The organism is Micromonospora sp. WMMA1996, assembly GCF_002573675.1.
Classification (GTDB): Bacteria; Actinomycetota; Actinomycetes; order Mycobacteriales; family Micromonosporaceae; genus Micromonospora; species Micromonospora sediminicola.
In genome coordinates, this window is the sequence record NZ_PDHU01000001.1 from 2,093,583 (window position 1) to 2,116,266 (window position 22,684).

General features: G+C 75.4%; 19 protein-coding genes and 1 pseudogene. 13 read left to right on the forward strand and 7 right to left on the reverse strand.

What is annotated here, in order from left to right:
- Window positions 1-76: 76 nt before the first annotated feature.
- The gene (locus COO58_RS10045; RefSeq protein ID WP_098744734.1) at window positions 77-3,262 is read right to left on the reverse strand and encodes a penicillin acylase family protein; all 3,186 of its coding nucleotides are present in this window, start codon (window positions 3,260-3,262) and stop codon (window positions 77-79) included.
- 270 nt (window positions 3,263-3,532) lie between these two features.
- Window positions 3,533-4,666, reverse strand: coding sequence for an N-acetylmuramoyl-L-alanine amidase (locus COO58_RS10050; protein ID WP_098744736.1), 1,134 nt, complete (start codon window positions 4,664-4,666; stop codon window positions 3,533-3,535).
- A 211-nt stretch (window positions 4,667-4,877) separates the two neighbouring features.
- On the opposite strand from COO58_RS10050, the gene COO58_RS10055 reads away from it, so the two are divergent.
- The 11 genes and pseudogenes from COO58_RS10055 to COO58_RS10105 all read left to right on the forward strand — a co-directional run bounded on the left by COO58_RS10055 (window position 4,878) and on the right by COO58_RS10105 (window position 17,622).
- Window positions 4,878-5,363, forward strand: coding sequence for a thioredoxin family protein (locus COO58_RS10055; RefSeq protein WP_255292575.1), 486 nt, complete (start codon window positions 4,878-4,880; stop codon window positions 5,361-5,363).
- A gap of 130 nt (window positions 5,364-5,493) precedes the next feature.
- Window positions 5,494-5,934, forward strand: coding sequence for a DUF4395 domain-containing protein (locus tag COO58_RS10060; RefSeq protein ID WP_098744739.1), 441 nt, complete (start codon window positions 5,494-5,496; stop codon window positions 5,932-5,934).
- Between the two features lie 94 nt (window positions 5,935-6,028).
- Window positions 6,029-7,813 carry a hypothetical protein gene (locus tag COO58_RS10065; RefSeq protein WP_098744741.1) on the forward strand — a complete coding sequence of 595 codons (1,785 nt, stop codon included), beginning with the start codon at window positions 6,029-6,031 and terminating at the stop codon, window positions 7,811-7,813.
- A 156-nt stretch (window positions 7,814-7,969) separates the two neighbouring features.
- Window positions 7,970-8,317, forward strand: coding sequence for a PadR family transcriptional regulator (locus COO58_RS10070; RefSeq protein ID WP_091574309.1), 348 nt, complete (start codon window positions 7,970-7,972; stop codon window positions 8,315-8,317).
- A 280-nt stretch (window positions 8,318-8,597) separates the two neighbouring features.
- A complete protein-coding gene (locus COO58_RS10075; RefSeq protein WP_141561874.1) occupies window positions 8,598-9,677 on the forward strand; it encodes a hypothetical protein in 1,080 nt (359 codons plus the stop codon).
- A gap of 208 nt (window positions 9,678-9,885) precedes the next feature.
- A complete protein-coding gene (locus tag COO58_RS31105) occupies window positions 9,886-11,544 on the forward strand; it encodes a serine/threonine-protein kinase (RefSeq protein WP_098744744.1) in 1,659 nt (552 codons plus the stop codon).
- 53 nt (window positions 11,545-11,597) lie between these two features.
- Entirely contained in the window at window positions 11,598-12,725 is a 1,128-nt protein-coding gene (locus tag COO58_RS10085; RefSeq protein ID WP_098744745.1) for a hypothetical protein, read from the forward strand.
- A 54-nt stretch (window positions 12,726-12,779) separates the two neighbouring features.
- A pseudogene (locus COO58_RS10090) lies at window positions 12,780-13,520 on the forward strand (hypothetical protein); the annotation flags it as partial.
- Between the two features lie 506 nt (window positions 13,521-14,026).
- Window positions 14,027-15,235, forward strand: a complete 1,209-nt coding sequence (locus tag COO58_RS10095; RefSeq protein WP_098744748.1) for an MFS transporter — start codon at window positions 14,027-14,029, stop codon at window positions 15,233-15,235.
- A gap of 79 nt (window positions 15,236-15,314) precedes the next feature.
- Window positions 15,315-17,177, forward strand: a complete 1,863-nt coding sequence (locus COO58_RS10100; RefSeq protein WP_098744750.1) for a transketolase — start codon at window positions 15,315-15,317, stop codon at window positions 17,175-17,177.
- Between the two features lie 58 nt (window positions 17,178-17,235).
- Entirely contained in the window at window positions 17,236-17,622 is a 387-nt protein-coding gene (locus tag COO58_RS10105) for a DUF2267 domain-containing protein (protein WP_091574316.1), read from the forward strand.
- Window positions 17,623-17,687: 65 nt separating this feature from the next.
- On the opposite strand, the gene COO58_RS10110 is transcribed toward COO58_RS10105, so the two are convergent.
- The 3 genes from COO58_RS10110 to COO58_RS10120 form a co-directional block, all read right to left on the reverse strand.
- Window positions 17,688-18,077: a VOC family protein gene (locus COO58_RS10110; protein WP_091574317.1), complete on the reverse strand. Its 390-nt coding sequence runs from the start codon at window positions 18,075-18,077 to the stop codon at window positions 17,688-17,690.
- On the reverse strand, window positions 18,074-18,772 hold the full coding sequence (locus tag COO58_RS10115; RefSeq protein WP_245666384.1) for a hypothetical protein: 699 nt from the start codon (window positions 18,770-18,772) through the stop codon (window positions 18,074-18,076). The genes COO58_RS10110 and COO58_RS10115 overlap by 4 nt, the downstream gene beginning before the upstream one ends.
- Window positions 18,773-18,995: 223 nt before the next feature.
- On the reverse strand, window positions 18,996-19,385 hold the full coding sequence (locus COO58_RS10120; RefSeq protein ID WP_091574318.1) for a YchJ family protein: 390 nt from the start codon (window positions 19,383-19,385) through the stop codon (window positions 18,996-18,998).
- 110 nt (window positions 19,386-19,495) lie between these two features.
- On the opposite strand from COO58_RS10120, the gene COO58_RS10125 reads away from it, so the two are divergent.
- Window positions 19,496-20,506 carry an aminoglycoside phosphotransferase family protein gene (locus tag COO58_RS10125; RefSeq protein ID WP_091574319.1) on the forward strand — a complete coding sequence of 337 codons (1,011 nt, stop codon included), beginning with the start codon at window positions 19,496-19,498 and terminating at the stop codon, window positions 20,504-20,506.
- A 22-nt stretch (window positions 20,507-20,528) separates the two neighbouring features.
- Here the strand turns inward: COO58_RS10125 and COO58_RS10130 are convergent, their stop codons facing one another.
- Window positions 20,529-20,759 (reverse strand): hypothetical protein, encoded by a 231-nt coding sequence (locus COO58_RS10130; protein ID WP_091574320.1) that lies wholly within the window; start codon window positions 20,757-20,759, stop codon window positions 20,529-20,531.
- 83 nt (window positions 20,760-20,842) lie between these two features.
- On the opposite strand from COO58_RS10130, the gene COO58_RS10135 reads away from it, so the two are divergent.
- Window positions 20,843-21,511, forward strand: coding sequence for a TetR/AcrR family transcriptional regulator (locus COO58_RS10135; RefSeq protein ID WP_098744751.1), 669 nt, complete (start codon window positions 20,843-20,845; stop codon window positions 21,509-21,511).
- 12 nt (window positions 21,512-21,523) lie between these two features.
- On the opposite strand, the gene COO58_RS10140 is transcribed toward COO58_RS10135, so the two are convergent.
- Complete coding sequence (locus COO58_RS10140; protein WP_098744753.1) at window positions 21,524-22,621, reverse strand: magnesium and cobalt transport protein CorA; 1,098 nt, start codon at window positions 22,619-22,621, stop codon at window positions 21,524-21,526.
- Between the last annotated feature and the right edge of the window lie 63 nt (window positions 22,622-22,684).

The following is a 22,684-nucleotide window of genomic DNA, read 5'->3' on the forward strand; positions in this document are numbered from 1 at the left end:
TGTTCGACTCATGGTGGCTGACCTGCCCGGACAGCGGCCGGCCGGCGGAGGGGGCCCCGCCGGCCGGCCGTCGGCGTCACCGCCCGTAGACCTCGAACTCGTAGAGCGAGAAGCCGTACGAGGTGGCCCGCTTGACCCCGTACACCCGCACGTAGCGGGCGCTGACCGGGGCGAACGTGGCGTTGTCGACGCCGCCGTTGCCGGTGGTGGTGGCGAACACCGGCGTCCAGGAGCTGCCGTCGCCGGAGACCTCGATCCGGTACGAGGTGGCGTAGGCGGACTCCCAGCGCAGCACCGCCCGGCTGACGGTGCGGGCCGACCCGAGGTCCACCCGCAGCCACTGGTTGTCGTTGTAGCTGCTGGCCCACCGGCTGCTCAGGCTGCCGTCGACCGCCTTGTCCGGGGTGTAGCTGGTCAGGAACTGGGTGCTCGACGCGCTGGCCGGGCGGCCCTGGGCCAGGTTGGCGACGTCGTCGCCCCGGCGCGCGGGGAACGAGACGACCTGCTGGTAGGTGGGACGGTTCTGCCAGGCGATCAGCGGGTGGGTGATGCCGCCGAGGCCGGACTGGGCGATCGAGTCGGCGCACCACTGGTCGCCGGCGCCGCAGGACTTGTCGCCGGGGTAGACCGTGGTGCCTGGCACCGAGGCGGCCTGGCCCAGCGTGTCGAGCAGGGCCTGCCGGCACGCGCCGAGGTTGCCGTTGCCGCAGTACGCGCGACCCGGCCCGCCGGCCACCGGGTCGCCGAGCACGGTGCGGACGTCCTTGTCGACGTAGCCCCACCAGCCGTACTGGAACGACGAGCCCTTGTGCGCCTGACCCTGCAGGGCCCAGCTCGCCGCGCCGTCGCGCCCGCCGTTCTGGCCGCCCGACGGCGCCTCGTTCACCTCGATGGCGTCGACCAGCGCCGCGTACAGGTCGGGCCCGAGGCCGGGACGGAACTCGGCCGAGGCGAGCAGCGGCCACCAGGCGTCGAAGATCCGGATCGCCTCGGCGTGCTGGTAGACCTTCGAGCCGGGGGAGGTCTCCACCCGGCGGGCGCCGGCCTGCTGCCAGGCCCGCAGCTTGCCCACCGCGTCGGCCAGCGCCGGGTCGGTGACCGGCGTGCTGTCGAGGACTCGCAGCAGGTCGCCGAGGACCTGCTGGCCGCGCAGGTCGGTCACCGCCGCGTCCGCCATGATCTTGACGACGTCGGCGCGGCCGAGCTTGCGCTGGGCGATCGCGGCGCGCACCGGGCCGTCGAGCAGCTGACCCCGGTGCACCGAGCCGAAGCTGAAGTTGCCGTCGGCCGCGCCGAAGTCCCGCGCCTGCTTGTTGTTCCAGCTGACGTAGTAGTCCTGGTTGACCGACTGGGGGTGGGTCGACGCCGGGGTGTAGGTGGCGTCGTTGGTGTCCGGGTTCCAGCCGACCCACTCGTACGCCGGTTCGGCCTTCGCCGGCAGGTTCGGGTCGGTGGCCGACGACCGGACCGGGTTCGCGCCGGAGTTGTAGTACGCCGCCTCGGTCGAGTTGACGTAGAACCAGTTGAACGCGTAGCCGACGCTCGCCGCGGACGCCTGGAACGCCGCCGCGCTGCCCATCGCCGCCGGGTCGTTGAACGCCTGGAAGCCGATCGCCGAGTCGGCCTCGTGCCGGTACGTCGAGCGCAGCTTGGTGAACGCGGTCGGCTGCCCGTTCACCAGCCCCCGGTACGCGACCAGTCCGTACCTCGTGCGCAGCGCGCGCAGCGTGTAGGAGCCGGCCGGTGTGGAGTCGGCCAACGTGGGCGACCAGGAGTTGCGCTGCTCCAGCGCCTCCATGGCGAGGCACTGCCCGTGGTAGAGGTAGCGGTTGGACCGCAGCGTCGGGGCGCTGCCGTCGGTGGTGCACAGCGGCACCGCGTACGTGTCGGTGAGGTCCTGGGAGGCGGAGGTGGCGCTCCACGCGTAGTCCTGGCCGCGGCCGAGCAGCACGTAGAGGTTCAGCCCGGCGAACGCGGCGCCGCGTGCGCTGATGCCCGGGCCCTGCAACTCCTGGAGCATGAGCAGCTGCGGCGCGAAGTAGCCGGTCTGCGGGCCGAACACGGCGACCGGGTTGCCGGTGGTGGTGTGCCGCCCGGAGACCACGACCGCGTTGGACATGCCGTGCGCGCGCAGGTTGGCCAGGCCGCCGAGCAGGTCCTTGGTGGCGGTGCTGGCGCCGGTGCGCGCGGCGGCCCCGCCGGTGGCGTCGTAGGCGAGTGGCTCGGCGACCACCGTGCCGGCGTCGGGGAGCACCGCGCTGGTCGCGCCCGGCGGCGTCGCCCCGTACGGGAAGCTCTGCCCGTCGTGCAGGGTGAGCACGGTCTCCGGGTCGTTCTGCGACCGGAACGCCGCCCACACCTTGTCGCCCTCGGTGGCGCCGTACTTGGCCCGGGCGGCCACCCGGACCAGCGCGGACTGGATCTCGCTGCCACCGCCGCCGCCGAACAGCCCGCCGATCACGCCGGCGGTGGCGATCAGGTCGGTCATGGTGAAGTGCTTCGGCTTGCCGGCGCCGGCGAGCACGTACTCACCCGGGTAGTTGTCGTCGGCGATCGACTTGTCGATGTAGGCGTTGATGCCGGCGATGTAGTCGACCACGTCGGTGTAGAGCTGCTGGCCCCGGGTGCCCCTGGTGCGCAGCGCGTCCACCTGGGCCTGCAGGTCCGCCTCGGTGTAGGGCGAGTTGGCCCAGACGCTCTGCTCCAGCTCCCGGTTGCCGGGGGCGCCGCCGGCGAACGAGGTGACGTTGCCGCGGCCGACGTGCCGCAGCAGGTCCATCACCCACAGCCGGTCCTGGGCTCCGGCGTAGCCGGCACCGAACATGGTGCCGGCGCGGGTGGTGCCGGTGATGTGCGGGACGCCGGTGGCCCTGTCCCGCACGATGGTGACGTCCGCGCGCGGTGAGACGGTGCTCTCGACCTGCGCGGCCGGTACGCCGAACGAGGCGTCGTTGTAGAAGTGGGCGATCTGCTCGTCGGTCAGCCCGGCGTAGTTGTAGACCAGGTTCGCGTACTCGTCGAGCTGGTCGCTGGAGTGCGCCGGGCGGGTGCCGAGCGCCTGGTGGGCCAGGATGGCGACGAGCGTGGCGTTGCCGTTCTGCCCGGGGGGCAGGATGTCGGCGCACTGGCCGAGGCAGTAGTCGTTCGGGGCGAACGTGCTGGCGGCCAGCGCCGGTGAGGGCGGGGTGACGGTCAGGACGCTCGCGGTCAGGGCGGCGGCGGTGAACGCCGCGAGCCGGGCACGGAGAGCGGGACGGGTCATGGCGATCCTCCGGGGACGCGGAGTCGGGCCGAACGGTGCGCCCGGCTTCCGGTGCCGACGTCTCGCCCTCCGCGCCCGGGCGTTCCACCCGGAGGTGAGAATGACTCATATCTATCTCTGGGCAATGATCGGCGGAGGACCGCCGCCCGGGATACCCGTCGTTCACCACCCGCGAATGCCGACGTTTCGCCCGCCGGCTGTCCACGCCGGACACGGCGGTGGGGGGTGGCGCCGTTGCCACCCCCCACCGCTCTCCCCGCCGGTGCGCCGTCAGTGCTTGTGGAACGACTGGCGCACCACACCCCCCACCAGGGCGCACCAGGTGGTGGTGCTGAGCTTGCCGGTGGGCGGCAGCCCGTGCAGGCGCTGCAGGTCCTTGACCGCGGTCCGGGTCGCGTGGTCGTACTCGCCGGTCGGGAGGACCTCCGCGTAGCCCTTGGAGTTCAGCATGAACTGCGCCGCGGTCACCGGGACGCCGCTGTCGCGCTGGTCCAGCTCCGGCGCGAGCGTCTCCCAGGTCGGCGCGGTGAGCGTGGCGTCGACGTCGACCGGGATGCCGTTGCGCGCCTGCCAGTCCTGCACCGCCGCCACGGTGGCGGCGTCGAACACGCCGGTCACCGGCACGGCGTAGCCCCGGAACGTGAGCAGGTGCTGCGCCACCTGGACCACCGGACCGCCGACGAAGCGCCAGATGTCCGGCCACCGTCGCGCCGGCACGTCGCCCAGGCTTGTGCCGAGCCTGCGGAAGACCTGGCGGCGCAGCGCGGGGAACTCCCGGTAGAACATCGCGCCCGGGCACTGGGTGGCGCGGAAGTCCCAGTGGCCGAAGATGTCGTGCGCGTGCAGGCCGTACTGCCGGCAGATCGCGGTGCACAGCCGCACCAGCCCGGCGATCAGCTCCTCGGGTGGCGTCTCGGTGACGTAGGTGCCCTCGTTCTCGATGCCGATGGCCCGGCCGTTCTCACCCGGGCAGTGCGCGGCGATCATCTGCCGGTCGCCGGCCTGGAGCCGCTCCAGGCTGCCGTGCCGTCCCTCCAGGACGTGGCCGCCCCGGCTCACCGTGAAGTGCTGCCCGGTGTCGGACCAGCCGTTGCCGTCCATGTGCAGGTCCTGGCAGTCGCGGGCGAGCTGCTTGGCGTGTTCCTCGGAGTAGTCGGTGACGTTCGGGAACGCCATGTGGTGCACGATGATCTTGTTGGTCGGGATGGCGCTGACCGACAGCGGGTCCGCCGGCGGCCGGGCCGCCCACTCGTCGCAGCTGATGATCCAGTCGAGGTCCGCGCCCGGCGCGGCCTGCGCGGCGGAGGGCAGGGCGAGCTCGCTCCCGACGACCGCGACCGCGGCGGCGCCGAGGCCGGCCCGCAGCAGCGTACGGCGGTCCAGCTCGGGGTGGTCGAAGTGCATGGCATCTCCTCGATGGCCCGGCCGGACCGGGCGATGTAAAGGAACTCCAACTGCTGCGCGCGAGTTGGAGAATATTGCCACGAACGGGCGGCGCGCCAGAGGACAAATGCCACCGGCGGCCGGCGACTCCTACCACCGGAGTAGGCGATGTCACGTCCGCTGACCGGGACGGACCATGTCGTGCCGCCGCCCGGCGTGGCAACCTGGTGCGGTGCACCCGCCCAGCCTGACCGGAGTCCTCGTGCTCGTCGCCGTGCTCGCGGTCGCCGGCGCGTTCGGCTGGTGGCGCCGCCGCCACGACGGTCGGCTGCGGGCTGTCCGCGAACGCCCGCCGGGCGCGGCGGACCGCGACGCGTCGGCCGCCGCCGGCGACGCCCCGCACCGGGCCACCCTCGCCGCCCTCGGGGTACGCCCCGGCGTGGTCACGCTGGTGCAGTTCTCCGCCCCGGTCTGCGCGCCGTGTCGGGCCACCCGCCGCGTCCTCGACGACGTCACCGGCCGCCTCGACGGGGTGGCGCTGCGGGAGGTCGGCGTGGACGAGCACCTCGACGCGGCCCGCGACCTGGACGTCTGGCGTACCCCGACGGTGCTGGTGGTGGACGCGGCCGGACGCGTCGTGCGCCGGGCCGCCGGCGTGCCCGACCGGGCCGAACTGCTCGCGGCGCTCGCCCCGCTCACCGCCGGCGCCGCCCGGTGACCGGCCGGCGCTCGGCGGGCGTGCGGCTGACCCGGCGGCGGGTGGTGGACCACGGCCGGCTCGCGGCGAGCCTCTGTGCGTCGGCCCGCCCCGCCTGACCGACCGTCCCGCCGTCCGAAACGGAACCCCCATGCTGCTCGACCCCCGCGGGCCGCGCTTCGCCGCCGCCCTCACCACCGTCGCCCTCGCCGTCGCCCTGGTCACCGGCTCGGGGCTGCTCGTCCTCGCCCAGGCCGTGGTCTTCGCGCTCACCGCCGCCAACCCGCGCCTCGGTCCGTACGGCCTGCTCTTCCGGGCCCTGGTCGCCCCCCGGCTGGGCCCGGCGGCCGAGCGGGAACCGGCTGCCCCGGTGCGGTTCGCCCAGATCGTCGGGCTGGTCTTCGCCACCGTCGGCGCCGTCGGCTTCCTCGCCGGCGCGCCCGTGGTCGGCCTGATCGCCACCGCCGCGGCGCTGGCCGCCGCGTTCCTCAACGCGGCGTTCGGGCTCTGCCTCGGCTGCGAGGCCTACCTGGCGGTCCGTCGGCTGACCGGCCGCCCGCTCGCCGCCCGGGTCGCCGCCCCGCCCCGCTGACCGCCCCGCCCGAACACCGGCACGATCGCCGGATGCCGGCCCGGCCCGGGCCGCCCGTACGCTGGCCCGGCCGGCACGGGGACGGGGGAGTGGCATGGGTGGTCGGACGCGACTGGACCGGCGCAGCGTGCTCGCCGCCGCCGGCGGGCTGGCGCTCGCCGGGATCGGCGTTCCGGTCGGGCTGGCCGCCACCGCCGACCGGCCGCCGGCGCCGCGCGGACGGCGGCCGATCAGCATGGCGATGCACCTGCACGCCTCGTTCAGCGAGGGCATCGCCAGCTACGCCGCCCACCTCGACCAGGCCCGCCGCAACGCCGTCGACGTGCTCTGGTGGACCGACCACGACTTCCGCGTCGCCGCCCACGACCACCGCCGGGTCGTCCACTTCGACGGCCCGCAGGAGCTGGAGGGCGGGTTGGCCTGGACCTGGACGGCCTCCACCGAGGGGCGGCTCACCGGGTCGGCCGCCGAGTTCGTGGCCGCGCCGGACGCCGCCGACGGTCCCGGCCGCGCGCTGCGCCTCAGCGCCGCCGGCACGGGCACCCACTGGTACGCCGGCAAGGCCTGGAACTGGACCCACACCGGGAACATCTCCGACACCACACTGCACCTCGACGTGCGGCCCGAGGCGGCCGGGCCGGACGCCACGCTGACCGTCGAGATCGCGTTGTCCCACCACCCGGCCGGTCCGGGACGGCCCGCCGGCCAACTGGTGCTGCGCTACCGGCTGGGCGCGACGGACACGGTCCGGCACACTCCCGACGGCCGGCACGGCACCGTCGACCTGCCCGCGCCCGTCGGCGCCTGGTGGCGGCACACGCTGGACCTGCTCGCCGACGCGCGGCGGCTCTGGCCCGACCTGGTGGCCGGCGACAACTCGCTGCGCGGGCTGCGCCTCGGCGTGACGGTGGCCGGCGGCGCGCGCGGCGCGTACCTGGTCGACCGGCTGGTCTTCGACCGGGCCCGCCGCGCCGGGCAGGCCGGCGAGGAGCTGCGCGCCGAGGTGCTGGCCGGCTACGCCGACGCCTACCCGGGCGTGACCCACCACCGCGCCTACGAGGTGTCGATGGTCCGGCACCTCAACTGGTTCGGCGGCGACGGCACGCTGCCGCGCTTCCCGTCCCCGCCGTACCGGGACGACGACGTCGAGGCGACCGAGCGGATGGTGGAGTTCCTGCACGGCCACGGCGGCGTGGTCTGCTGGAACCACCCGCTGGACGTGGAGCGCCGCGAGTCCCTCGCCCGGCTGCTGGTGGCCCGCGACGCGCTCGGCGTCGACCTGATCGAGATCGGACGGGCCCCGGTCGCTGACCATCTCTGGGCGTACGACGTGGCGGCCCGCAACGCGATCCCGCTGACCGCCGTCGGCGTCACCGACGACCACAACGGCACCGACTGGCGGACCGGCCGGGACCGGTACGTCACCTCCGTCTGGGCGGCGTCGACCGACCGTGAGGACCTGGTCGCCGCGCTGCGCGCCGGGCAGGCGTGGTTCGCCGACCTCGCCGTCTACCGGGGCGCCCTGGACCTGGAACTCGGCGGGCGCAGCGCCATGGGTGCGCTGCCGACGGTCGCCGATGACACCGTGACGGTGCGGCTGCGGGCCACCGACCTGCCGGCCGGGTCCACCCTGGAGGTGGTCACCGGCGACGTCGACCGCGCCGGCGCGGCGGACCCGACCCCCGCGATCCGGACCGGTCAGGTGCCGTGGCGGGAGCTGCGACAGGGCTGGCACGACCTGCCGGTGCGGGTGGGCGCCGGGGCGTACGTGCGCACGCAGGTCCGGGACCGCGAAGGCGCGATCGTCGGGGCCAGCAACCCGGTCTGGCTGCTCCGCGAGCCTCCGCCCGGAGGTGTCCCGCCCGCCCGCCGGTTCTGACCAATCGGCCGTCCTTGATCGACTCCATGTCGCCGAAGTGGTGCCGTCCGAGGGCCTCTGATGGCGCCACTTCGCCGAGGTGGAGTCGATCAAGGACGATCCGGTCCGGGACGACCGCGCCCCCACATATACCGGTGAACGGTATATGCTCTCGCCATGAGTGACGCTCCGCTGCGGGAACCGACGTTCCTGGTGCTCACCGCGTTGGCCGAGGCGCCCCGCCACGGCTACGCGGTCATCGAGGACGTGCTGCGCATCTCCGACGGCCGGGTCCGGTTGCGTGCCGGCACCCTCTACGCCGTCCTCGACCGACTGCGGTCCGACGGTCTGATCGAGGTGGACCGTGAGGAGGTGGTGCAGTCCCGGCTGCGCCGCTACTACCGGCTCACCGCGCTGGGCGCCACCCGCCTCGCCGACGAGGTGGCCCGGCTGCGCCGCCACGCCGACACCGCCGGCCGCCGGCTGCGCGCCGCCGGCCTGCTCCCCGAGGGGGGTCCCGCGTGAGCGCGAGGAGTGAGCCGGTGTTGCGAGCCCCGCAGTCGCGAACGGACGGAGGCCCCGCGTGAGCGCGAGGAGTGAGCCGGTGTTGCGAGCCCCGCAGTCGCGAACGGACGGAGGCCCCGCGTGAGCGCGAGGAGTGAGCCGGTGTTGCGAGCCCCGCAGTCGCGAACGGATGGAGGCCCCGCGTGAGCGCGAGGAGTGAGCCGGTGTTGCGAGCCCCGCAGTCGCGAACGGATGGAGGCCCCGCGTGAGCGCGAGGAGTGAGCCGGAGCCCGGTGTGAGCGTGACGAGTGGGAGCGACGTCGACCTGGAGCGCCGCTACCGCCGGTTGCTCGCCGTCCACCCCTGGGCCCACCGCCGGGTGTACGAGGAGGAGATGCTGGCCGTCCTGATGGCGGACGCGCGCCCGGGGCAGACCCGGCCGGGTCTGCGGGACACGGTGGATCTGGTGGTCGCCGGCCTGCGGGCCCGGCTCCGGGTGGGCGCACGGGGGTTCACCGAGCCGGCCTGGTCCGACGCGGCGGCCGTCACCGGTCTGCTGGTGGCCCTGGCGCTGACCGCCGTGGCCGGGAAGAACCTGCTCGACCAGGTAGTGGTGGACGCGTCGCTGCCGCCGCCGCTGCGGCCCGCCGCGCCGGACGTGGTCGACTGGCTGCGGGTGCTCGGCTGGGCGGCGGTCGCGGTGACCGCCGCGGTCGGCCTGCGTCGGGTCGCCGCGGTGCTGGCCTGGGGCGGGGTGGCGGGCTGGCTGGTGCTGGTCGGCCCGGGCGTGGTGGACCAGCCGGGCTACGTGGTGGACACGCTCCCGCAGTTCACCCTGGCGGTGATCGCCGCCGCGGCGCTCACCGTGCCCGCCCCGCCCCGACGGGCGGTCGGGCTGCTCGGCCCGCGCCGGCTCGCCGCCGTGGTGAGCGGTCCGGCCCTGGTCGCGGGGTTGCTGGAGCTGAACCGGGCGACCAGCCCGCTCTTCGGCGGCGGCCCGGCGTCCTACCAGAGCTTCTACGGGCTGACCGCCGGCAGCGAGCCGGTGATGTGGCTCTACCTCGCCGGGCTCGCGGTGGCGGCGCTCGCGGTCTGCGTACCGGTGGCGGGGCTCGCCCCGGCCGTCCGCCGCCGGATCCTGGTGGTGCTGGCGCCGGTCGCGGCCCTGGTGCTGGTGATCGATGAAGCGTTGGCCGGTTGGGCGACGTCGACGGTCCACATGGGCCACGTCATCCCGCTGGTTCCGGCGCAGTGGGCGATGCTGGCGCTCGTCCCGCCGGTCACGTTCCTGGCCGGCGTGCTGCTGGTCCGGCGGCGGGAGGAGCGGCAGCGGATGGTGGCGCTGGGGCGGGCCGCCGACCGGGAGCGACCCACCGGCTGAGGGTTGCGCGGGTCTGCTGCAGTGGCGGTGTGTCCGTTACCGACCATCCGCCGCCCGGCCCCGGACCGGCGGGACACCGCCGGTCCGGGGCCGCCGTCCGGCGTACGGAAGCGTCCGTTGCGCCGATGGCCGGCGGCGCCGGCGCGACCAGAATGACCAGCGAGGCGGCAACCGGCTGCCGTCCCTGGAACGCGGTGGGGTTCGTCGCATGAGCGGCTGGCAGCTGTCCGGCTACACGCCGGTTCGTACGCTCGGCTCCGGGGCGTCGGGCAGTGTCGTGCTCGCCACCCACGACGACACCGGCACCCCGGTCGCGATCAAGTATCTGGTTCGCGACCTCGGTGCGGACTCCTCGTTCCGCACCGCCTTCCGCGACGAGGCCCGGTTGCTCGGCGAGATCGACGACCAGCACGTCAGCCGGCTCTACGAGTACGTCGAGTCACCGCACGGCGCGGCCATCGTGATGGAGCTGGTCGACGGGGTCTCGCTGCGGCAGATGCTGCGCGCGCACGGCCCGACCACCCCCGAGGCGGCGCTCTGCGTGTTGAAGGGCTCGCTCGCCGGGCTCGCCGCCGCACACGCGCACGGGGTCGTGCACCGTGACTACAAGCCGGAGAACGTGCTGGTCACCGGCGCCGGGTCGAGCAAGCTCGCCGACTTCGGCATCGCCATGCCGATCGGCCGGGGCTCGGACACCACCGTCTCCGGCACGCCCCGCTACATGGCCCCCGAGCAGTGGACCGGCGCCCCGGCCAGCCCCGCCTGCGACATCTACGCCGCCACCGCCACGTTCTTCGAGTGCCTCACCGGGCGGCCCCCGTACCAGGGTCCGGACCTGCTCTCCCTGCGCGAGCAGCACGCCACCGCGCCGATCCCCACCGACCCGGCGCCCGCCCCGGTGCACGAGCTGCTGCGGCACGGGATGGCCAAGAGCCCCGACGACCGGCCGCAACCGGCCCAGGTCTTCCTGGAGCTGCTCGACCGGGTGGCCGGCGCCGGGTACGGGCCCGAGTGGGAGGAACGCGGGTTGCGCGAGCTGGCCCGCCGGGCCGCGCTGCTCGCCGCGCTGTGGCCGTTCCCCGACCGGGCGGAGGGCGCCACCGCGGTGGCCAGCACCGCGCTCGGCGCCTCGACCGGCCGGGGCGGCCTGTTCCGGCGGGGACGCAAGCGCACCATGCTGGCGGCCGGTGCCGTGGTCGCCGCCGTGCTGGCCGGCGGCGCCGGCTACAGCTACGCCGCCCGCGAGAGCCCGGCCGCCGCCGGGGCTCCCGCCGGCCCGTCGCCCGCCGGTCCCACCCCGACTGACCCGCCCACACCGGACCCGACGGCCGTCACGCCCCCGGACGTCACCCCGACCGCGTCGCCGCCGGCCACGCCGTCCGTCCTGCCCACCCCGCCGGCCGGCACGCCGTCCGCCACGCCGGACGGAACCCGGGCGCCGACCCGCCCGCCGGTCCGCACCAGCGCACCGACCCCCACCCCGTCGCGCAGCACCACGCCGCCGCCCCCGCCGGACGTCACCGCGCCGGTCGTCGGCGGCGTCAGCGCCGATCCGGGTCAGCTCGAACCGAGGGGCTGCCCGTTCGGGATCCAGAGCAGCACCGTCTCCGTCCCCGTCACCGACGACCGCAGCGGTCCGGCCGCCCTGAAGGTCACGTTCCGTTACACAGTGGAGGGCGCCACCGGAACGGTCCGGATGGCCGCCGCCGGGCGCGGCGTGTTCACCGGCACGCTCGGTCCGTTCGCGGCACCGAAACAGAGCAGCCGCATCCCGGTCCAGGTCACCGCCGTCGACGCCGCCGGCAACGCGACCACCTCGGCGAAACCGGTGTACGTGACGCTCTACAACTACTGCACCCCCGGCTAGGAGTACGACGTGCCCGTTGCCCAGCACCGCAGTCCGGACCGAGGACGGCCGGCGTGACGCGGCCGGAGGAGCCCACCGAGGCGCTGCCCACCCGCGCCCTGCCCGCCGACCCGGCCCGCGACGCGCAGGCCGCCGCGCCCACCGTCCACCTCGTCCCGCCCCGACCACCGGCCGACGCGGATGCCACCGCGCCCCTGACCGTCGACCAAGCGGGCGCGGCGGAACCGACCGTGCACCTCGCCGGCCAGGGAGCGGGCCCGCCCGCCGACGCCGATGCGACGGTGCACCTGGCTGGTCGGGGAGTGACGCCGCCCGCCGACGCCGATGCGACGGTGCACCTCGCCGGTCGGGGAGCGACGCCGCCCGCCGACAGCGATGCGACGGTGTACCTCGCCGGTCCGGGGGCGGCTCGGCCCGGCGACGCCGATCCGACGGCGCGTCTCGCCGGCCCGCGTCAGCCCGGCCGGCCCGACGCCGACGGGACGGTGGACCTCGGTGGTACGGGCGTGGCCGGGGCGGTCCGGGCCGAGCCGACCGTGCACCTCGCCCCGCCGCAGCAGGTCACCGGGCCGCCGACCGCCGCGTACCGGCCGGGGTCCACCGGCCCGGCCGCCCCGACCGCGGGGGCGTACCGGGATCCGACCGCGCGGGCGGTGAGCGGCGTGCCCGCGCCGGCGTCCGGCGGCGAGCTGCGGTTCGGTCCGGGCGTGCCGGCGACCCCGCCACCGCCGCCGGCCTGGCCGGTCGCGCCGCCCATCCGCCCGCCGCGACCGCTCTGGCGTCGCGTCGTCTCGGTGCTGTCCACCCTGCTCACCGCCGTGCTGCTGGTGACGGTCGGTCTCTACCTGTGGCAGCGGCTGCGGCCGTTGGAGGTCGAGCAGGTCGCGGTGGCGGTGCCCCGGCCGCCCGGCATCGCGTGCGACGTGACCGTCGACGTGGTGGCCACGGTCCGCACCAACGGGCGCGCCGGCACGATCCGCTACCAGTGGTTCCGCTCCGACGCGCCGCCCGGCGCGCTGCTCAGCGAGCGGGTCGGCAGCGGGCAGCGGACCGCCACGCTCACCCTCAGGTGGACGTTCAGCGGGGTCGGCGCGACCACCGGGACGGCCACCGTGAACATCATCGAGCCCGCGCCGGTGCAGGCCGGCACGCGGGTCAGCTACCGCTGCCCCGGGGGCTGACCGCGTTTCCGCGCGTGTGGGCCCGGGTAGGCCTTCCGGAACGATCCTGACCACATGCGTGGAGGCCCTTCGATGAGAGACAACTTCGGCGACGCGGTGGGCGACGCGTTCCGTTCGGTGATGCTGTTCCTGCCCAAGGCGGTCGCGTTCGTCGCCATCCTGGTCGTCGGCTGGCTGATCGCCAAGGCCGTGCTCAAGCTGGTGGACAAGGTCCTCGAGCGGGTGCACTTCGACCGGGCGGTCGAGCGCGGCGGCATCAAGACCGCGCTGGCCCGCTCGAAGTACGACGCCAGCGACATCGTCGCCAAGCTCGCCTACTACGGCGTGCTGCTGGTCACGCTGCAGCTCGCGTTCGGCATCTGGGGTCCGAACCCGATCTCCGACCTGATCGCCGGCGTCGTCGCCTGGCTGCCCCGGGCGTTCGTCGCCATCGTCATCGTCGTGGTGGCCGCGGCCATCGCCCGCGCGGTGAAGGACATCATCTCCAGCGCGCTCGGCGGTCTCTCCTACGGTCGGGTGCTGGCCAACCTCGCCTCGGTGTTCATCCTGGGCCTGGGCGTGATCGCCGCGCTCAACCAGATCGGCGTCGCCACCGCGGTGACCACCCCGGTGCTGATCGCGGTGCTCGCCACCGTCGGCGGCATCCTGGTCGTCGGCGTCGGCGGCGGGCTGGTCCGGCCGATGCAGAGCCGCTGGGAGACCTGGCTGACCCGGGCCGAGGAGGAGTCCCGGACCATCGCCACCCACGCCCGCGCCTACCAGGCCGGTCGACGTGACGTGGCGGCCCGCATGGCCACGTCGGACCCGTACGGCGAGGCGGAGCTGACCCAGCCGGTGGCCCGCGACACCGAGGCCGACCGCACCCAGCCGGTGTCGGCGTACGCGGGTTCCGAGCCGACCCAGCCGGTGCCGGCCCGGACCGGCGCGGAGGCCAGCCCGGCGGCGTCCACGGACGTCACCCAGGCGATCCCGTCGTTCTCCGACTCCGAGCGCACCCAGCCGACCGCACCCCGCCAGCCCACGGCCGAGCAGGCCGCGGACAGCGAGGCCACCATGGTCATCCCGCCGGCGGACGTGGACAAGTTCCGCCGCTGACCCCTCGTCGCGCGACACCGGGGCGGGATCCGACGTCGGGTCCCGCCCCGGTCGCGTGTCGCACGGGACCACCCGCCGGCGCGGGTCCGGCTACGATCGTCGGCATGACCTGGCGATGTTGATGCCTTCCTGAGCGACGAGGCCGCGGGCCACCGCGGACGCCGTGCACTGCGACCGGTGTCCGTCACGTCCCGTGGGAAGGCCTCATGCTCGTCGCACCTGCCCGCGTGCCCGCGACCCGCCGCCTGGCGGCGACGCTCTACGGCTACGCGTTCCTCACCGACCTCGTCCTGCTCTACCCGCTCTACGTGCTGCTGTTCGCCGACACCGGGCTGTCGGTCGGGCAGATCTCGACGCTGTTCGTCCTCTGGGCGGTCGCCGGCATCCTGTTGGAGGTGCCGTCGGGGGCCCTGGCCGACGCGCTCTCCCGCCGGCTGCTGCTCTGCCTGGCGCCGCTGCTCACGGCCGCCGGTTTCGCGCTCTGGGTGCTGCTGCCGTCCTACCCGGCGTTCGCCGTCGGGTTCCTGCTCTGGGGGGCCGGCGGCGCGTTGCGCTCCGGCGCGCTGGAGGCGCTGGTCTTCACCGAGCTGGACCGTCTCGGCGCGGCCGACCGCTACGCCCGGTTGATCGGCCGCACCCGCACCGCCGAGGTGCTCGGCGCGGTCGGCTCGGGGGTGCTCGCCGGGCCGGTGTTCGCGGTCGGGGGCTACCTCGCCGTCGGCGCGGCCAGCGTGGCGACCTGCCTGCTCGCCGCCGTCGTCGCGGCCCGCTTCCCGGAACACCGGTCACCGTCGGCCACCTCGTCGCCGGGCCCGGGGGAGGCCCCGGACGACGACGAGCCCGGCTGGCTGGACAGCCTGCGCGGGGGTCTCGCCGAGGTGCGGGCCGACCGCGCCGTCCGCGCGGCCGTGCTGCTGGTCGCCGCGGTGGCCGCGATCTGGGGTGGCCTGGACGAGTACACCGGGCTGCTGGCCCGGGACACCGGGGTGGCCGAGGTGACCGTGCCGCTGCTGCTCCTGCTGGTGTGGGCCGGGATGTCGGTGGGCGGCCTGCTCGCCCCGTGGGGCGAGCGGTTGTCCCGTCGCGGGTACGCCGGCCTCCTGGTGTTCGCGGCGGGGGCGCTGGCGGCCGGGGCGCTGTCGCGGCACCCGGGGGGTTTCCTGCTGCTGGCGGTGGCGTTCGCCGCGTTCCAGCTCGCCACCGTGCTGGCCGACGTCCGGCTCCAGGCCCGGATCAGTGGTTCCGCGCGGGCCACGGTCACCTCGCTGGCCGGGATGGCCACCGACCTGACCACCGTCGCCTTCTACGGCGCGTACGGGCTGCTCGCCGGCGCGGTGGGCAATCCGGTCGCCTTCGCGGTGGCCGTGCTGCCCTATCTGCTGGTGGCGCTCTGGCTGTTCGCCGGACGGGGGTGAGTTGCCAGAAAAGGGATGAATCATCGCATTCAGGATTACGGTGGGTCCGGACACGACCGACCGCGGGGAGACGATAGCGGTGACGTTGGAAGCAGAGCGCACGCTGCGCGACGAGGACCTGACCGGGCTGGCGGAGCTGGCCGCCCAACTGCGGGTGGACGCGATCCGGTGCACGACGATGGCCGGCTCCGGGCACCCCACCTCCAGCCTCTCCGCCGCCGACCTGCTCGCGGTGCTGGTCGCCCGGCACCTGCGCTACGACTGGTCCTACCCGGGCAACCCCGGCAACGACCACCTGATCCTCTCCAAGGGGCACGCGTCGCCGCTGCTGTACGCGGTGTTCCGGGCCACCGGCGCGATCAGCGAGCAGGAGCTGCTGGAGACGTACCGCCGGTCCGGCTCGCGCCTGCAGGGCCACCCCACCCCGGTCCTGCCCTGGGTGGACGTGGCCACCGGCTCGCTCGGCCAGGGCCTGCCGGTGGGCGTCGGCGTGGCCCTGGGCGCCCAGTACCTCGACCGCTCGCCGGCCCACGTCTGGGTGCTGTGCGGCGACAGCGAGATGGCCGAGGGCTCGATCTGGGAGGCCCTGGACAAGGCGGGCCACTACGGGCTGCGCGCCCTGACCGCGATCGTCGACGTCAACCGGCTGGGGCAGCGCGGCCCGACCGAGCTGGCGTGGGACCTGGACAGCTACCGGCGGCGGGTCGAGGCGTTCGGCTGCCGGGCGATCGTCGTCGACGGGCACGACCTCGGCGCGATCGACGACGCGTACGGGCAGGCGCGGGAGGCCACCGGACCGACCGTGGTGCTGGCCCGCACGGTCAAGGGCCGCGGGGTGCCCGAGATCGAGAACGACCCGTCCTGGCACGGCAAGGCGCTCGACCCCGAGCTGGCCGACCGGGCCGTGCGGGCGCTCGGCGGACCCCGGCGGATCCGGGTCGCCGGGCCGAAGCCGCCCGCCGCGCCGCGCGCCGACCCGGTCGAGCACCGGCGACCCGAGCTGCCCCGTTGGTCGCGCGGCGCGAAGGTCGCCACCCGGGACGCGTACGGGGACGCGTTGCGCGCGCTCGGCGCGGTCCGGCCGGACGTGGTCGCCCTCGACGGCGAGGTCAGCGACTCCACCCGGGCCGACCGCTTCGCCGACGCGTACCCGGACCGGTTCTTCCAGATGTTCATCGCCGAGCAGCAGCTCGCCGCCGCGGCCGTGGGCCTGGCGGTACGCGGCCGGCGGCCGTTCGCGGCGACGTTCGCCGCGTTCTGGTCCCGCGCCTACGACTTCATCCGGATGGCCGGCGTCTCCCGCGCCGACATCACGCTGGTCGGCTCGCACGCCGGGGTGGAGATCGGCCCGGACGGCCCGTCCCAGATGGGGCTGGAGGACATCGCCGCGCTGCGTGCGGTGCCCGGCTCGACGGTGCTCTGTCCCGCCGACGCCGTCTCCTGCGCGGCCCTGGTCGCCCAGTTGCCCGACCGCCCCGGCGTCAGCTACCTGCGCACCACCCGCGGCGCGTATCCGGTGCTCTACGACGACGGCGAGGAGTTCCCGGTCGGCGGCAGCCGGGTGGTCCGCGACGGCGGTGACGTCGCGCTGCTCGGCACCGGCGTCACCGTGCACGTCTGCCTCGCCGCCGCCGACGAGCTGACCCGGGAGGGGATCGACGCCCGGGTGGTGGACCTCTACTCGATCAAGCCGGTGGACCGGGACCGCCTGCTGGAGGCGGTCCGCGACACCGGGGGGCGGCTGGTGGTGGTGGAGGACCACTACCCGGAGGGCGGCCTCGGCTCCGCGGTGCTGGAGGAGCTGGCCGACCTGGGCGCGCCGGCGCGGGTCCGCCACCTGGCGGTGCGCGGGCTGCCCGGCTCCGGCACACCCACCCAGCAGCTCGACCGCGCCGGGATCGGCGTGCACGCGGTCGTCTCGGCGGCCCGCGCCCTGGCCTGACCGGGTTTGCCCGCGTCGCCGGCGGGTAGCCACGCTGCCGCCGACGGGAGGACCGACCATGGCCGAACCGGAGTTCTACGCGCGGGTGTCCGCCCGCGCGGGCGTGTCGGAGGCGTCCGCGCGGGCGCTGACCGAGGCGACGCTGCGCACGCTCGCCGAGCGGCTCAGCGGCGGCGAGGCCGCCGACCTGAGCGAGCACGTGGCGCACGAGCTGCGCCCGCTGCTGGCCCGGGCGCGGGTCGAGGACCCGCAGGCCTTCGGGTACGACGAGTTCCTGCGCCGGATCGCCGAGCGGGCCGGCGCGACCCCGGCCGACGCCGAGCGCGGCGCGCGTGCGGTGCTGCAGGCACTGCACCGGGTGGTCGGGCCCGCGGAGTTCAACCGGGCCATGGCCCAGCTGCCCCGGGAGATCGGCGAGCTGGCCCAGCCCGCCCCACGGGTGTAAGGAAGGGGCCCCGCTTAACGCTTCCGGTAGAGGCGGGGCCCCCTCTTAACGCACCTGCCCGGGCATCAGCCGGCCAGGTGCAGGAACGACCACTGGTGGCCGTCGGGATCCCGGAAGCCGCGCATGGAGAGGTGCCCGAGGTCCTGGACCGGCCCGAGCGCGGTGCCACCCGCGGCGACCGCGCGTGCGACCAGCGCGTCGACCTGCTCGGGCCGGTCCACGCCGAGGCCCACGATCACCTCCCGGGCGGTCGCGGTGTCGCAGACGTCGGCGCCGGCGAACGCGGCGAAGGCGTCGGGGAGGTGCAGGACCAGGTGCGTGGTCGCGCCGAAGCTGAGCTGCGCGCTCGGCGCGCCCGGTGGCCGGGGCGCCGCGACGAAGCCGAGGGCGGTGAAGAACGCCACTGCGGCGTCGAGGTCGCGCACCGGAAGGTTGACGAACGTCGCACCGGTCATCGGGCCGCCTCCCGCTCCAGCAGCGCCTTCAGCGCGCCCAACCGGTCCCGCCAGTACGCCCTGAGCCGTTCCGCCTCGCCGGCGTCGGCCAGCTTCTCGTGCAGCACCGCCACCCGCGCCTTCGACGCGCCGACCGCGGTCAGGCCGACCACGATCCGGCTCGGGCCGCCCGCCCAGTCCGCCCGGAACGTCTTCGGCCCCGTCGCGGTGCGTACCCGCACCTCGACGTCGGGCAGCCAGCGCCGGCGGGTCGCCTCGTCGGCGAACGCGTGGAACAGCGTCTGCACCGGCACGGCGACGGTCCGGCTGCCGCCGGCCTCGAACCCGCCGCCCCGCCGCTGACCCGGTGCGCGCAGGCCGCGCGCCTGCTCGTAGCCGACGGTGACGGTCTGCGCCCACCAGCCCGGCACCCCGTGCGTGTCGACCAGCCACCGGGCGGTCTCGGTGTGGGTCCGCTCGACCGCGCCCCACGCGTCGAGCCGGTCGAACCAGCCGGCCCAGTCCTGCCCGGTCCGCTCGCGCAGCAGCGCGTCGGAGATGCGGTCCTGTTGGGTCCGTCCCCCGGCCGGGGCCACCGGCGGGGTGCGGGCGGGTTCGGCCTTGGCGAGCATCTGCCGGCGGGCGGTGGTGTAGCTCTCGCCGGTCTTGTCCATCCGGGTGCGTACCCGGGACTTGAAGGACTTCTGACGGGTCATCGCGCGCTCCCTGTCACGACCCGGTCGGGAACCCACGCTTCCGGCGACCGTGCCGTGCGGCTGCCGCGCGGTGGTCAGGTGTCGCGTCCCGAGGGCTCGAAGCCCCCTTTGCCTCCGCGTGCCGGTGGCGTGGGCACCGGATCGGAGGTGGGGCGCGGGACCGCGCCGTGCCCCAGTCTAGGCCGGATCCTGCTGCCGGGGGAGGCCGGCGCGCCGGCCCGCCTCATTCCGGCAGCGCGTCGAGGTAGACCCAGCGGCCGTCCTCCCGGGCGAAGCGGCTGTGCTCGGCGAGCGTCCCGGCCCGGCCGCCCTCGGTGTAGTGGGCCCGGAAACGGACCGTCCCGGTGCTGTCGAACAGACCGCCCTGTGCGGTCTCCAGCACCTCCAGGCGGGTCCACCGGGTGCCCGGGTCCAGCTCCAGCCGGGCCGGCCGGGTGCGGGAGTGCCAGCTGTGCCGCAGGTAGTCGGCGTCGCCGCGGGCGAACGCGCTGAACCGCGAGCGCATCAGCGCCTCCGCGGTGGCCGCCGTCGCGACGCCCCGGTGGACCGGCGCGCAGCAGTCCTCGTACGGCCGGCCCGACCCGCACGGGCAGGCCGTGTTCTGCTTCCCCATCCGACGATTCTCACCCGCCGCCCGGCCGCGCCCGCGACGGGTCCCGCCGGGCGCCGCCATCCGTGCGCGGGGCAGCGCCGGCGGGGAAGCCGCACTACCCTCCGAGGACCATGAGCGCGAGCCCGACCCGGCGCGACCTCGACCCGGCACGGGTCCGCCGTTACCTGACCGCCTCGCTCGGGCCGGCCGGCGAGGTGGCCGACTGCGGCCCGTTGAGCGGTGGCGGCTTCGCCGCGGTGTGGTGGGTGCGCCTGGCCGACGGCCGTGACGTGGTGCTCAAGGTCGGGCCACCGCCGCACGTGCCGCTGCTGCGCTACGAGACGGACATGATCGGCGCGGAGGCGCGCTACCTGCGCCTGGTGGCCGCCCGCGCGCCGGCGGTGCCGGTGCCGGCGTTGCTGCACCACGGCCGCCATCCCGAGCTGGGCGACTGGCTGCTCACCGCGCGGCTGCCCGGCCGTACCCTGTGGGACCTGACCCGGGCCGGCGCGGACGTCGGGCCGCTGCGCGCCGAGTTCGGCCGGGCGCTGGCCGCGCTGCACGCCGTCACCGGCGACCGGTACGGCTACGACGGCGGCCGCGCCACCGCCCCCACCTGGCGGGGCGCCTACACCGCGATGGTGGACGACCTGCTCGCCGACGCGGCCGACTGGGCGGTGCCGCTGCCGGTGCCCGCGTCCCGGATCCGCGCGCTGGTCGCCCGGCACGCGGCCGTCCTCGACGTGGTGCGCCGCCCGGCGTTGCTGCACTTCGACGGCTGGGCCGGCAACGTGCTGGCGGTGGACGGTCCGGACGGCACGCCCCGGCTCAGCGGCCTGGTCGACGGCGAGCGGCACCTGTGCGGCGACCCGCTGCTGGACCTGGTGTCGCCGTTGCTGTTCCGCCGCGCCGAGGACGAGCCGGACGACCCGCTGGTCCGGGCCTACCGGGCGGCCGCGCCGTTCGCCCTGGACGAGGGCGCGCGGCGACGGCTCGGGCTCTACCGGCTGCACCTCTACCTGCTGATGACGGTGGAGATGCCCAGCCGGGGCATCACCGCGGAGTCCGACCCGGGCCGGGTGGCGCTGCTGGCCGAGTTGCTCGACGCCGAGCTGGCCGACCTGGCCGGATCCAGGCGCTGAGGGCCCGGCGCGCGGCGGGTGCTCACGGGACGGTGTCGGGGTGGACCTCGACGTCGTAGAGCAGCCGCACGTGCCGGCGGCCGTTCGTGACGCCGACGAAGACCGGGTCGCCGGCGGGGGTGCGGCCCTGCCGCCACACCTCCTGCCGGGCCGCCTCCCGGGAGTCGTGGTGGATCCGGCCCTGCCGGTGCAGGTGCAGGACGCGCCGCGCGGTGCCGGGGTCGCTGGCGAGCTGGATGCGCAGGAGCGTCATGGCGATGGCCTCCCTACCCGCCGAATCGACGACTCCCAACTTACCGGCGTTAAGTTGCCTGTACAGCGTTTATTCTGGGCGGCATGAGCAGCGGCGAACCGGTCTGGCTGCGGGCGCAGCCGAGCCGGACCCGGCACCGGCGGCCCCTGACCCGGGAGGGCATCGTCGACGCGGCGGTGGCCCTGCTCGACGAGCACGGAGCCGACGGCCTCACCATGCGCCGCCTCGCGGAGCGTCTGAACGTGACCGCCACCGCGCTGTACTGGCACGTGCGGACCAAGGACGACGTGCTGGACCTGGCGGTCGACCGGATCTTCGGCGACGTGCCGATCCCCGAGCCGACCGACGCCTGGGCGGACGACCTGCGGGTCCTCGTCCGGGGGTGGCGTGCCGCCATGCTCGACCACCCCTGGGCGCCGGGGCTGGTCGGGCGCCCGATGCTCGGGCCCAACGTGCTGGCCCGCACGGAGTTCCTGCAGGCCGCGCTGGTGCGCGGTGGCTACCGCGGACGCCGACTCGCCGTCGTCACGCGCCTGCTGGCGAACGTCGTCGTCGGTTCCTCGCTGACCGAGGCCACGTGGCGACGCGCCAGCGACCCGGAGGCGCGGACAGCCGCCCGCGCCCACGTCGCCTCGCACCCCGACGCCTACCCGACTCTGGTCGCCTCCGGCCACCTCGACGACACCAGGTGGAACGACGACCTGCTGTTCGAGGAGGGCCTCACCGCCGTCCTCGGGGCGGCGCCACCATGACTCTCTGGTGGATCAGAGCCAGCCGGAGCGGCGGAACAACCGGTGCAGCGTCACCGCCGACGTCGCCATGAGCAGCAGCGCGCCGGCGTAGCCGTACCGCCAGTGCAGCTCGGGCATGTGCGCGAAGTTCATCCCGTAGACGCCGGCCACCGCGGTCTGCGAGGCGGCGATCGCCGCCCACGACGCGATCTTGCGCATGTCGTGGTTCTGCTCCACCGCGAGCTGCGCCAGCCGCGACTGGACCAGCGACGTGAGCAGCTCGTCGTACGCGCCGATCCGCTCGACCGCCCGGCCCAGCCCGTCGGACACGGCGGTGAACCGGTGGCGCAGCGCGGGCGGCGGGCCGCCGTCGGGGGAGTCCTGCAGCGCGCGCAGCGCCGCCGGCAGCGGCAGCACCGCCCGCTTGAACTCCACCACCTCGCGCTTGAGCTGGTAGAGGTGCTGGATGTCGGCGCCGCGCTCGCGGGCGAACACGCTCTCCTCCACCCGCTCCAGGTCCCGTTCCAGGTGCTCGGCGACCTCCAGGTAGAGGTCGACCATCCGGGCGCAGACCGCGTAAGCCACCGCCCACGGCCCCTCGGCCAGCACCTCCGGGCGGCGTTGCACCTCCTCGCGTACGGGCGCGAGCGCGCCGGTGGCGCCGTGCCGGACGGTCACCGCGAACCGGTCACCGACGAACACCAGCACGTCCCCGGTGTCCACCACCTCGGAGGTGGCGGTCAGCTCGGTGTGCTCGACGTAGCCGGCGCTGCGCAGCACCAGCAGCGTCACGTCGCCGTAGCGCCGCAGGGTCGGCCGGTGCCCGTCGGCGAGCGCCTGCTCCACCGCCGGCTCGTCCAGCCCGAACGTCCGCCCGACCGCGGCCATCACCGCCGCGCCCGGCTCGTGCAGCCCGAGCCAGACGAAGGTACGCCGGCCGTGGCGGGCCCGGGCGTACGCGTCGGCGTAGTGCGGCCGGCCCGGCTCCCGTCGCCCGCCGACGTAGACCGCGCAGTCGACCACCGCGTCCGGGTTGACCCGCCGCGGCCGACGCGCGCTGGTCGGGTCGACGCGCCCGAGCAGCCGTCCGACCACACCGGGCAGCCGCGGCCGCCACCGGATCCGGTCCACCCCACACCTCCGCCGCCCGGGAAACCGACGGCCTACCGTACGGCCCGCGGCGCGGCGGCGGTG